Genomic DNA, 11,049 nt, shown 5'->3' with positions numbered 1-11,049 from the left:
GCCCGCCTGAGCGCGGCGGGCGGCGAGAGAGGCAACTTCTGGAGCACGCGCCCCGATGTGTCATTCCGGCCGAACGTCGATGTCAGCGGCTATGACGAACCCCGCCCCGCTCTCGTCCAGGGCGTCCGTCTCGCGCCCGGCCTCACCGTGCTTCTGGAGGTCCCTGACCTGAACGGCGACGACGTCGCCGCCATCGAGGCGGCCGCGCGTCCACTCCTCGACGAACTACGCCGCCGCGGCCTGCTCGCCCCGGCACGGCCCCCCGCCGAAAGCCCCGACTTCCAGCCCGCCGACCCACCCCGGAGGATCCAGTGACCGTGCGTATCCTGCCGCTACCCGAGCCCGCGCCGCCGGTTCCCGACCACGGGCTCGGCGCGCTCAGCACCGGCAGGGGAAACCTGCCGCTCGACTCCGTGGACGTGCACGCGTCCATCACCGGCCTCGCCGCGGGCATCGAGGTCGTCCAAGGCTTCCGCAACCCCTTCGACGAGCCGCTGGAGGCCACCTACATCTTCCCTCTGCCCGACCGCGCCGCCGTCACCGCGATGCGCATGGAGGCCGCGGACAGGGTCATCGAAGGGAAGCTGAAAGAGCGCGGCCAGGCGCGGCAGGACTACGACACCGCCATCGCCGCGGGCCAACGCGCGGCCATAGCGGAAGAAGACCGCCCGGACGTGTTCACCATGCGGGTGGGCAACATCCTGCCGGGTGAGCGAGTCACGATCAGGCTCTCCCTCGACCAGCCGCTGCCGCACGAGTCGGCGTCCAGCGCGACGTTCCGCTTCCCCCTCGTCGTCGCGCCCCGCTACATCCCCGGCGCTCCGCTCGACGGCGAGCGCGCAGGCTCCGGCACCGCCGACGACACCGACGCCGTGCCGGACGCGTCCCGGATCAGTCCGCCCGTCCTGCTGCCCCACTTCCCCAACCCGGTTCGCCTGGCCGTCACCGTCGACATCGATCCGGCGGGACTTCCCCTCACCGAGATCCGGTCGGCGTTGCACGTGGTCGCCGAGGCAGGCGACGGCGAACGGACGACCGTACGCCTGCTACCGGGCGAGCGACTCGACCGCGATTTCATCCTCCGCCTCGACTTCGCCCCCCACGAAAGCGCGGCCCTCTCCCTCGTCCCCGACGAGTCCGGAGAGGAGGGAACGTTCAGCCTCACGGTCCTGCCTTCCGGGGAGGTGAGGCCCCGTCCACGCGACGTGGTGCTCGTCCTCGACCGTTCTGGAAGCATGCACGGCTGGAAGATGGTCGCCGCCCGCCGCGCCGCCGCCCGCATCGTCGACACCCTCCGCGCCGAAGACAGGTTCGCCGTCCTGTCCTTCGACAGCGTCATCGAGCGCCCGCGCGACCTCGGCTCCAGACTGGTCGACGGCACCGACCGCAACCGGTTCCGCGCCGTCGAGCATCTCGCGGCGCTGGGCGCGCGGGGCGGCACGGAGATGCTCACCCCGCTCGACGAGGGCTGCCGCCTGCTCACCGACCCCGCCCGCGACCGGGTCCTCGTCCTCATCACCGACGGCCAGGTCGGCAACGAGGACCAGCTCCTCGCCCACCTCGAACCGCGCCTGCACGGCATCCGCGTGCACACGGTCGGCATCGACCAGGCCGTCAACGCCGGCTTCCTGAACCGCCTCGCCTCGATCGGCCAGGGCCGCTGCGAACTGGTGGAGTCCGAAGACCGCCTCGACGAAGCGATGGAGCACATCCACCACCGGATCGCCGCCCCCGTGGCCACCGGCCTCTCCCTGCACGCCGACGGGCTGGAGATCGTCCCGGGCAGCGTGGCGCCCACCCGGTTGGGCGCCCTGTTCCCCGGCGTGCCGCTCCAGATCGCGGGCCGGTTCCGGGGCACGGCCTCCGGCGTCCTCTCCGTGCGGGGGACGGCGTCCGACGGCACGGCCTGGGAGCAGCACGCCACCGGGGTCGTCGCCGAGAACTCGGCCGCCCGATCGATCTGGGCCCGCGCGCACCTGCGCGACCTAGAGGACCGCTACACGGTCGGCGGCGCCGGCGACCTGGAACAGCGCATCATCTCGACCTCCCTCCGGTTCGGCGTCCTGTGCCGCTTCACCGCGTTCGTCGCCGTGGACAGCCGAGTCGCGACCGAAGGCGACGCGCCGCACCAGGTCGTCCAGCCAGTGGAGATGCCCAGCGGCTGGGCGGGAGCCGCACCGATGGCCGCCCCGCGAATGGCCCCGGCTGCCTTCTCCGTGGGAATGGAAGGCGCCGCCCCGCCGGCAGGCGGAGCTCCCCCTCCCCCCGCCATGCCTTCGGCGCCCATGCCGGCCGCCCCCACGGGCCCGCCCCCGATGCCGCAAGGCGCCCCGGCCGGCTACGGCGCGCCGCCCCCGCCCCCAGCCCGCTCCTTCGGCCGTCCCGCCGGCCGTGCCCGACGAGCGGCAGGCCCTGCGCCCTCACCTCTCGCCGGATTCCGGCAGGAACTGGCCAACGTCCTGGGTCGCCTCCGCCAGGTCCCCGACACTCGGGAAGAGCGCGTCCAGCACCTGCTGAGCGAGCTTCTCCCCATCCTGGAGTCGATCGTCCAGCGAATGCAGACCCTTTCCCTGGACACCAAGCCCCTCGCCGACCTTCGCGATGACCTCCACCGCCTCCGGCCCACCGCCGACCAGCCCACCGTCAACGACCAGTGGACCCAGGCCCTCCGGGTCCTAGCCGACTTCACCGGCGAATCCCCGCCCCGCCGCCCCTTCTGGAAACGTCCCGGCTAACCCCAGGCGGGGGCGCCTCCAACAGGAGACGCCCCCGCCACACCGCATGCCGCCAACAACGCGCCACTCCACAACAGCACCCACCCACGCCACCGCACCCCATCCAGCCGCAGCGTTTCGCACAGGTTCCCCACACCTAACGGCACATCAAGCACCCAGGAACGTCACAGATTCAGCGACAGCGCTAATCCCCAGGAGCACAGTCGCCCCCAGGCACGCCAACGCCCCCGAGTCCGCAAACGCCCGGGGTCTACAGACGCCGTCAGGTACACACACGCCGCTAAACGCGCACTTTCCCCTACGTGCGCAGCTCCCGCCGGGCGCTCGACCGCCGGTCACGCACAGACGCCCCCGGTGCGCGAGCGCTGCCGGGGGCGGGGAGGCTTGAGGGGCCGTCGGGGAAAGGTGTGGGCCGGGATGCGCGGTGGGTTGCGCGGCCCGGCCCACATTGGCGGAGGGCGGTCAGGTGTGCTTCGGGCGGTAGCGGCGGAGGAGCGGGATCAGGTTCAGGGCCAGACCGATCACGGCGACGGCGCTGACCAGGTTGACTCCGGGGTGGAACTCGCCGAATCCGTCGCCGCCGGCGGCGGTCCCGCCCGCGACCAGGGCGGTGACCAGGGCCAGGACCAGGGCGGCGCCGACCTGGCCCGAGGTCTGGACGAGGCCCGAGGCCAGCCCCTGCTCGGAGTCGTCGATCCCGTCCGTGGCCTGCGCCATGATCGAGCTGAAGCCGAACGCGAACCCGCCGCCCAGCAGCAGCATCGTGGGCAGGATCGTGAACGCGTAGTGCGGAGCGTTGCCGGCGGTGGCCAGGAACCAGGCGTAGCCGAGGCTCAGGGAGGTCATCGAGCTGATGATCAGGCGCGGCGTCCCGTAGCGGTCGATCAGGCGCCCGACGAACGGCGAGCCGAACGCCACGAGGAGCCCGGCCGGCAGCAGGGCCAGGGCCATCTTCAGCGGCGACCAGCGCAGCACGTCCTGCAGGTAGAGCGTCATCATGAACTGGAAGCTCAGGTACGAGCCGAACAGCGCGACGATGCTCAGGTTGGCCCGGACGATCGAGCCGATCCGCAGGATGCCGAGCCGGATCAGAGGGTGGCGCACCTTGTTCTCGGTGACGAAGAACGCGATCAGCAGGGCCGCCGCGACGGCGACGGAACCCAGGGTGACCGGGTCGAGCCAGCCGCGCTCGGGCGCCGAGACCACGGTGTAGACCGCGAGCAGCATGCCCCCGGTGAGCGTCAGGGCACCGAGGATGTCGTGCCCTCCTTCGGCCGCCGACCGGTCCCGCGGGATCAGCGCGATGCCGGCGACAAGGGCGAGGACGGCGAGCGGAACGGGCGTCAGGAACGTCCAGCGCCACCCGAAGCTGGTCAGCAACCCGCCGAGGATCAACCCGGACGAGTAGCCGCTCGCCCCGAAAACGGAGAACACCGACAGCGCGCGGTTGCGCGCCGGGCCCTCGTGGAAGGTGGTGGTCAGGATGGACAGGGCGGTCGGCGCGGTGAACGCGGCGGCCAGCCCCTTCACGAACCGCGTGGCGATCAGCAGCGTGCCGTCGTTGACGAGACCGCCCACCAGCGACGCCACGGCGAACACGGCGAGAGCGGCGAGGAACACGCGGCGGCGGCCGAGAAGGTCGGCGGTGCGCCCGCCGAGCAGGAGCAGCCCGCCGTAACCGAGAACGTAGCCGTTGACGATCCACTGCAGTGACGTGGTCGAAAGGCCCAGTTCAGCGCCGATCGACGGCAGCGCGACGCCCACCATCGAGACGTCGAGTCCGTCGAGGAACAACACGGCGCACAGGACGGCGAGGACTCCCCACAGCCGGGGAGTCCAGGTCTGTTCGGCCGGCGCGCCCACGGCGCCCGGCGCCCGGACAGCGGAGTCGGGTGAGGTCTCGGTGATAGTCACGTCGAGGGACAGTACATGCACATGCATCAAATGTCCACGCACAAAGTTCCGGCGAATTTAATGCCTGTGCATCTGATGCGCCTGCATGGTAAGATGCGCGGCATGGAGGCGGAGTCTGTCCTGGTCGACCGCTGGCGCAAGCTGGCGACCTGCTACAACACGGTCGCATGCGCTCTGGACCGCGCCCTGCAGGACGTCCACGGCCTGAGCATGAGCGAGTACGAGACGCTCGACCGCCTCGTGGATCAGAACTGTGAGAAGCGTCGCATGCAGGACATCGCCGCGGCCATGTACCTCAGCCAGAGCGCCCTGTCCCGGACGGTCGCCCGTCTGGAGAAGCACGGCTACGTCCAGCGCGGGCTCTGCGAGGCCGACCGCCGCGGCGTCTTCGTGGAGATCACCGACGCCGGCCGCCGCTGCCACGCCGACGCCCGCGACACCCACCTGAAGATCCTCGCCGAGCACCTGACCGACTGACCCGGGACGTTCAACCGCGGCCGATATGACGGGCTCGAATGCTTCGGAGACCTCTGGCGATCGTGGACCCTGTCAGGCGCACACCCTCCGCTGTCGACGGTCTGCGCTGATCGGCAGCTACTCGCCGGTCGTCCCGTCCAACAGCTCGCGGGCGACGTCGAGGTGGCCGACATGGCGCGCGTACTCCTGGAGCAGGTGGAAGAGGATCCTGCCGAGGGAGGGAGCTTGTTCGGACGTCCGGAAACGACCACCCAGACGAGCTCGGTCGTTCAGAGCGGCACCGTCCACCAGAGCGCGCGTATGCGAGACCTCCAGCCGATAAGCGTCCATGACCTGTGCGATGGCCCGGTCAGCAGGGACGGTCCATTCAGCCTCGTCGCCACCGGGCGGGTAGGCGAGAACGTCTTCGGCGGCGAATCCCCAACGCATCCACCGGCGTTCGACCCAGCCCAGATGTTGCACCAGGCCGAGCGGTGACCACCCCAACGGCTCGACCGGCTCACGCAGCTGCTCGTCCGAGAGCCCGGAAAGCTTGCGCATCAGCGCATCGCGATACCACTCCAGGTATCCGAGCAAGAGCTCGCGGGCGTCTGTCACCTCGACCCCTGGACCATCGAGAGGCGCGGGCACCTGGCCTGGAGGGTTCTGCATCCGCCGAAGGATAGTGCGGCCCCGCTAGCGCCAGCCCTCCACACTGGGACGTCTGCAATCACGACCAGCTCGTACCCGAGCACGGACTGGAGGGCGAGGGAAGGGCCGAGGTCGGGGGTCGCGCAGGCCGAGGTGCGACATGCGCACGCGCGGCCGATTCTTGCGCCCCCTGCACGCCATCGTGGCCGAGTTCCGGCCCTGACTCATCGCAACGGACAACTCTCGCCCCTTCTCACAGAGGGGTGAACCTGATCCTCCAGTCGCCTTCGGCTCGCACATGCAGGTAGGTCGGGCCTGACAGGTGGGCTTCGGCGTAGGTGGCACCCTTGCCGGACAGAACCCGCTGGCCCTGCTCGAAGTCCGTCGTGAGTTCCGTGAGAGAGAAGTCGCCGTGCTCGGCGTGCGTCATCTGGACGATCGCGGGGCCTCCCATGTAGCGGAAGACGAAGGAGCCGCGCGAGGAGATGTGGTCGCGGGCCGCCGGGACGGTGTCGAAGCGCTGCAGCCACGCGGACCACCGCCCCATTGTCTCGATCCGCAGGTGGACGTGCTTGTCCTCACGTACGGGGAGCGGCGCCACAACACGGCTTCGGTGCCCTCGAACTCGAAGCAGAACCCGTACGTCTCCCGCTTCGACGAGCTTGACCACGCTCTTCCGCTCGCCACCGTGGAGGCGGACGACCAGCACCTGCGGGACGCGTGGTTCACGATAAGGAAACTTGTGCTCCCTGGCTCCCCTTCCCTGAACTCGCTGGCTCTTGCGTACGCCCGGCGGGCACGTCTTATAGGGCGCGGGTTCTCCAGGAGCGCGCGGCGCAGGGGCTGGGGCCCGAGACCCGCGCGGTCGAGAACTGGGCGCGGGTGCGCGCGGCTCGGGCGGCGGTGGCGGGCGTCGGCCGGTCGCGATGGGCGGCATGCCCTCGCTGATCCTCACCCCGTCCGCGGCGCACACGTCGATGATCCGGGTGACGCCCCCCTCGGGGGTCCAGGAGAGACGGTCGACGGACGTGCCGTGGCGCGGGTCGAAGAAGCACAGGGGACGGCGGGGCGGCGCAGGGTGGCCCGCGAGGCGGGCGTCGACGCAGGCGAGCGCGTGGCGGCCCTCGTCCAGCGCGATCAGCACATCCGCGGCGTCCGCGCGGTCGCGGTCTCCGACGAAGGCCCTCTTGGCCTGCTCATAGGCATCGAGCGCCCGCGAGTAGTCCGTCAGGAGCTCGGCGTCCGCGGCGTGCTGCTCGGGTACGAAGGGGTGCCGCGCCAGCGCCTCGCCGAGGGCCGTGATTTCGGTGTCGATGAGGGCGAGTTCGTCCGTACGTCGCCGGCGGAACAGCCTGAACATGAGCGAGACCTCTTCATCCCCCGAATCCCGAGAGATCGTATCGAACCGGCGCTTACAACGGCTCCCAGAAGGGACGCGTCTGCCCGACACCGCACCCCACACTCAAGTCCTCGAACTTCGCCATGTCCTGCGGCGACTCTGCTCACGACGGTCGCGTCAGGTTCGCGTGGCGGCCATGCTCGCGCTCATGGTTCGCGCCGCTTCCACGCGACGACCCTTCTTCTGGCGGTGTGCCCGTCTACATCGTCGCCGCTCGGCTCGGGCACGCTGACCCGGCCATCACGCTTCGGGTCTATGCCCACGTCGTTCGCTCGGCCGAGGTGGCTGCGGCGGACGTGTTCGCGCGGGTCATGAACGGAGCGGCCTAGACGCGACTGTTAGCAAGCCTGTTAGCAGAGAGGCCCCTTCCGGGATCGGAAGGGGCCTCTGACGTGGAGCCGCCTATCGGAATCGAACCGATGACCTATTCATTACGAGTGAATCGCTCTGCCGACTGAGCTAAGGCGGCGTGCCATGCGGGGCATGGCGGAAGCAGTCTACCGGGTGTTGGGGGGTGGGTGTGCACTGGTTATTCAGCGGCAGGTGGTCCCGTTCTTGGGCGGGTCGGCGCTGATCAGGTAGTCGTCGGTGGCCTTGGTGATGCAGGAGTTGCCTTGGAGGTAGGCGGTGTGGCCGTCGCCGTCGAAGGTGAGGAGGACGCCGCTGGAGAGCTGGCCGGCCAGGCTCTGGGCCCACTTGTAGGGCGTCGCGGGGTCGCGGATGGTTCCGATGACGACGATGGGGGCGGCGCCCTTGGCGGTGATGGGTTGGGGTGCTTGTTCGGTCTGGGCGGGCCAGTAGACGCACGGGAGGCCGCCCCAGACGACGAACGGTCCGAAGCGGGGAGCGACCTTCTTGGCTTGGGCGGCTGCCTTGCCGTAGGCGGCGAGGTCCGGCGGGTTGGGCTTGTCGACGCAGTTGACGGCCATGTTGGCGTCGGTCTGGTTGCTGTAGGTGCCGTTGGCCTTGCGTTCGACCATCTCGTCCGCGAGAGCTAGGAGAAGAGTGCCGTCGCCCTTCTGCGTCGCCTGGGTGAGCGCCTGGCGCAGAACGGGCCAGTACTCCTTGACGTAGAGGGCCCGGGCGATGCCCATCACGGCCAGGGACTCGGTGACCTTGCGGGAGTCGCGCGTGTTGCTGAGGGGCTTCTTGTCCGTGGACGCGAGGAAGGAGGACACCTGGCCGATGACCGCGTCCGGGGTGTTGCCGAAGGCGCAGCCGCCCGACTTCACGCAGTCGTCGGCGAAGGCACGGAGGGCGGTCTCGAAGCCCTTGGCCTGCTCGATCAGGAGGTCGGTGGACGACAGCTTCGGATCGACGGCGCCGTCCAGGACGAGGGCGCGGACGTTTTTGGGGAACTGCTCGGCGTAGAAGGCGCCCAGGTACGTGCCGTAGGAGGCGCCGTAGTAGGTGAGTTTCTGATCGCCCAAGGCCGCGCGCAGGACATCCATGTCGCGGGCGGCGTTGACCGTGCCGACGTAGGGAAGCTCCGAGTCGGCCTTGGCCTTGCAACGCTGCGCGAAGGCCTTGCTTGCGCTGCCCAGCTGGTTGGTCTCGTTCGGGTCGTCTGGGGACGCGTCGGTGGCGAAGAACTCGTCCAGCTGGGGTCCGGTGTTACAGCGGACGGGCGCGCTGGACGCCACCCCGCGCGGGTCGAAGCCGACGATGTCGAATCGCCGGCGCAGGTCGTTCCCGAAGGTGCGGGCGGCCTGGCGAACGAAGTCGACCCCGGAACCGCCGGGTCCCCCAGGGTTGGTGAGCAGTGAACCGATCCGCTCGGACTTGTCTTCGGCCGGGAGCCGGATGAGTGAGATGCCGACCTTCTCGCCGGACGGCTTGGTGTAGTCCAAGGGGACCTGTACGGTCGCGCACTCGAACCCGTTGCGACAGCCCTTCCAGGACGGTTTCTGGCCATAGAACTGTCCCAGGCCCGTGGGGACGCTTGCGGCCTGGCTCGTGTTCCTGTCCCCGCTGTCGCAGCCGGTGGCCGCCGCCAGAACCAGCACAGCGGTCACGCTGATGAGTTTCGCTGCCCGCACCCGGTCCCCGTCTCGTCGTAGCTGCACGTACGCCGCCGCCTACGCTACGTCGGCATGGTGGTCGAGGGCTACTTCCCTCGGTATTCGTGTTCGATGCCGTCGAGCACCCACTTGAGGCCCAGCTCGAAGCTGTCGCTGCGGTAGAAGCCCGTCTCCAAGAAGGGCTTGAGGTGCGGGAGTTCGCCTTGTTCCACCAGCAGCCGTACGTACGACTGCTCCAAGGGGGTCGTTTGGACGCGCTGGGGGGCAGTATCGGCGGCCTGCTGCTCCATCGTGATGAAGCCCAGCATGTAGTGGTCGATCGTCTTGACGATGGCCAGCATGCCTTCCGGGTCGTCGGTGAGGCGGGCGGCGGCGGCCAGGGTCTGCTCGATGTGGCGCAGTCCGTTGGGCCCGATGCGCGGGGAACGTCCCGCGAGTTGCAGCATCCACGGGTGCCGCAGCCCGGCCTCGCGCTCCCTTCGGGCGATCTCGATCAGCGCCTCGCGCCAGCCGTCCGGCAGCTCCCCCTGGACCAGCACCTCTTCGGCGACCACGTCGTACATCAGGTCGAGGAGGTCCTCTTTCGCGTCGATGTGCGTGTACAGGCTCATCGCCCGGACGCCCAGCTCGCTCGCGATGCGGCGGATGGACACCGCCTCCAGGCCCTCCGCGTCCGCCAGCCTGATCGCCGCTTCGACGATCGCCTCGCGGGTCAGCTTCGGCCTGCGCCCGCCGCGCGGACGCGTCCACACATCGCCTGACCTCGGTGTTGCCGACACACCAGAGATCGTACGCGAGACGCCGTATCGATACGGTGTACGGATTTGGCGCTACGCTGTATGGTGTTGCCGATACGGCGTACGGAAACCCGAGGGGGAACGGGGATGACCACGGCAGGCACCGCACCGTCCGTCCGGAAGGCACCCATCGATCCGCACCTGCGCAACATCGCGGTCGTCGTGGTGCTCGGCGCGATCATGACGGTCCTCGACAGCACGATCGTCAACGTCGCGATCACCGCCCTCGGCCGGGACTTCGGCACCTCCCTCGCGACCGTCCAGTGGGTCGTGACCGGCTACACCCTCGCCCTCTCGATGGCGATCCCGCTGACCGCGTGGTCGGTGCGGCGGTTCGGGGCCCGGACGATGTGGCTCGTCTCGCTCGGCCTGTTCATCGGCGGGTCGCTGCTGTGCGGGCTCGCCTGGTCGTTGCCCTCATTGATCGTGTTCCGCGTCCTGCAAGGGTTCGGCGGCGGCATGCTGATGCCCGTCGGGCAGACGATGCTCGTCCGGGAGGCCGGGCCCGACCGGATGGGCCGCGTGATGAGCATCGTCTCCGTGCCCGCGATGCTGGCCCCGATCCTGGGCCCGCTACTCGGCGGCGTGATCGTCGACAACCTGAGCTGGCGGTGGATGTTCTTCGTGAACGTCCCGTTCTGCGCGCTGGCGCTGGTGGCGGCCCTGAGGATGCTGCCGCGCGACGGTGAACGCAGCACGGACGCCCGGCTGGACGTCATCGGCATGCTGCTTCTGTCTCCCGGCCTGGCGGCCCTGGTGTACGCGCTGTCTGAGGCGGGAAACGGGGCACATCTGACCAGCGGACGCTTCCTCATCACGGCGATCGCCGGCGGCGTCCTCGTCGCGGCGTTCGCGGCCCACGCGTTCCGCAGGGGCGACGGCGCCCTCATCGACCTGCGCCGTCTCGGCACCCGGGCCTTCACGGCCGCGACCGGCGGGCTCTTCCTCTACAGCGCCGCGATGTTCGGCCTGATGATCCTCGTTCCGCTGTTCGCGGGGATCGTCCGCGGGGAGTCGGCTCTGGACGCGGGCTGGTTGCTGGCCCCGATGGGGGTCGGCGCGACCGCCATCGTGTC

9 protein-coding genes, 1 tRNA gene and 1 pseudogene are annotated in these 11,049 nt (G+C 69.8%); 5 read left to right on the top strand and 6 right to left on the bottom strand.

Annotated features, from left to right (window positions below):
- Window positions 1-315: pseudogene (locus AB0C69_RS28470) on the top strand (hypothetical protein); the annotation flags it as partial.
- Window positions 312-2,735 (top strand): VIT domain-containing protein, encoded by a 2,424-nt coding sequence (locus AB0C69_RS28465; RefSeq protein WP_360358258.1) that lies wholly within the window; start codon window positions 312-314, stop codon window positions 2,733-2,735. The pseudogene AB0C69_RS28470 and the gene AB0C69_RS28465, both read left to right, overlap by 4 nt.
- A 462-nt stretch (window positions 2,736-3,197) precedes the next feature.
- On the opposite strand, the gene AB0C69_RS28460 is transcribed toward AB0C69_RS28465, so the two are convergent.
- Window positions 3,198-4,649: an MFS transporter gene (locus AB0C69_RS28460; RefSeq protein ID WP_360358257.1), complete on the bottom strand. Its 1,452-nt coding sequence runs from the start codon at window positions 4,647-4,649 to the stop codon at window positions 3,198-3,200.
- A 102-nt stretch (window positions 4,650-4,751) separates the two neighbouring features.
- On the opposite strand from AB0C69_RS28460, the gene AB0C69_RS28455 reads away from it, so the two are divergent.
- On the top strand, window positions 4,752-5,126 hold the full coding sequence (locus tag AB0C69_RS28455) for a MarR family transcriptional regulator (protein ID WP_345179736.1): 375 nt from the start codon (window positions 4,752-4,754) through the stop codon (window positions 5,124-5,126).
- A gap of 117 nt (window positions 5,127-5,243) precedes the next feature.
- Here AB0C69_RS28455 and AB0C69_RS28450 read toward each other — a convergent pair whose 3' ends face one another.
- Complete coding sequence (locus AB0C69_RS28450) at window positions 5,244-5,777, bottom strand: DinB family protein (protein WP_360358256.1); 534 nt, start codon at window positions 5,775-5,777, stop codon at window positions 5,244-5,246.
- 232 nt (window positions 5,778-6,009) lie between these two features.
- Window positions 6,010-7,116: a hypothetical protein gene (locus AB0C69_RS28445; RefSeq protein ID WP_360358255.1), complete on the bottom strand. Its 1,107-nt coding sequence runs from the start codon at window positions 7,114-7,116 to the stop codon at window positions 6,010-6,012.
- 230 nt (window positions 7,117-7,346) lie between these two features.
- On the opposite strand from AB0C69_RS28445, the gene AB0C69_RS28440 reads away from it, so the two are divergent.
- A complete protein-coding gene (locus tag AB0C69_RS28440) occupies window positions 7,347-7,484 on the top strand; it encodes an integrase (RefSeq protein ID WP_360358254.1) in 138 nt (45 codons plus the stop codon).
- Between the two features lie 64 nt (window positions 7,485-7,548).
- Here the strand turns inward: AB0C69_RS28440 and AB0C69_RS28435 are convergent.
- The 3 genes from AB0C69_RS28435 to AB0C69_RS28425 form a co-directional block, all read right to left on the bottom strand.
- Window positions 7,549-7,624: transfer RNA gene (locus tag AB0C69_RS28435), tRNA-Thr, on the bottom strand.
- 64 nt (window positions 7,625-7,688) lie between these two features.
- Window positions 7,689-9,170, bottom strand: coding sequence for an alpha/beta hydrolase (locus tag AB0C69_RS28430; protein WP_360358253.1), 1,482 nt, complete (start codon window positions 9,168-9,170; stop codon window positions 7,689-7,691).
- A 92-nt stretch (window positions 9,171-9,262) separates the two neighbouring features.
- Window positions 9,263-9,955, bottom strand: a complete 693-nt coding sequence (locus tag AB0C69_RS28425) for a TetR/AcrR family transcriptional regulator (RefSeq protein ID WP_360358252.1) — start codon at window positions 9,953-9,955, stop codon at window positions 9,263-9,265.
- 105 nt (window positions 9,956-10,060) lie between these two features.
- On the opposite strand from AB0C69_RS28425, the gene AB0C69_RS28420 reads away from it, so the two are divergent.
- A partial coding sequence (locus AB0C69_RS28420; RefSeq protein ID WP_360358251.1) for a DHA2 family efflux MFS transporter permease subunit occupies window positions 10,061-11,049 on the top strand: 989 nt, incomplete at its 3' end.

It is taken from the genome of Actinomadura sp. NPDC048032 (genome assembly GCF_040653175.1).
GTDB lineage: Bacteria > Actinomycetota > Actinomycetes > Streptosporangiales > Streptosporangiaceae > Spirillospora > Spirillospora verrucosospora.
This window is presented reverse-complemented; position numbering and strand designations above follow the sequence as displayed.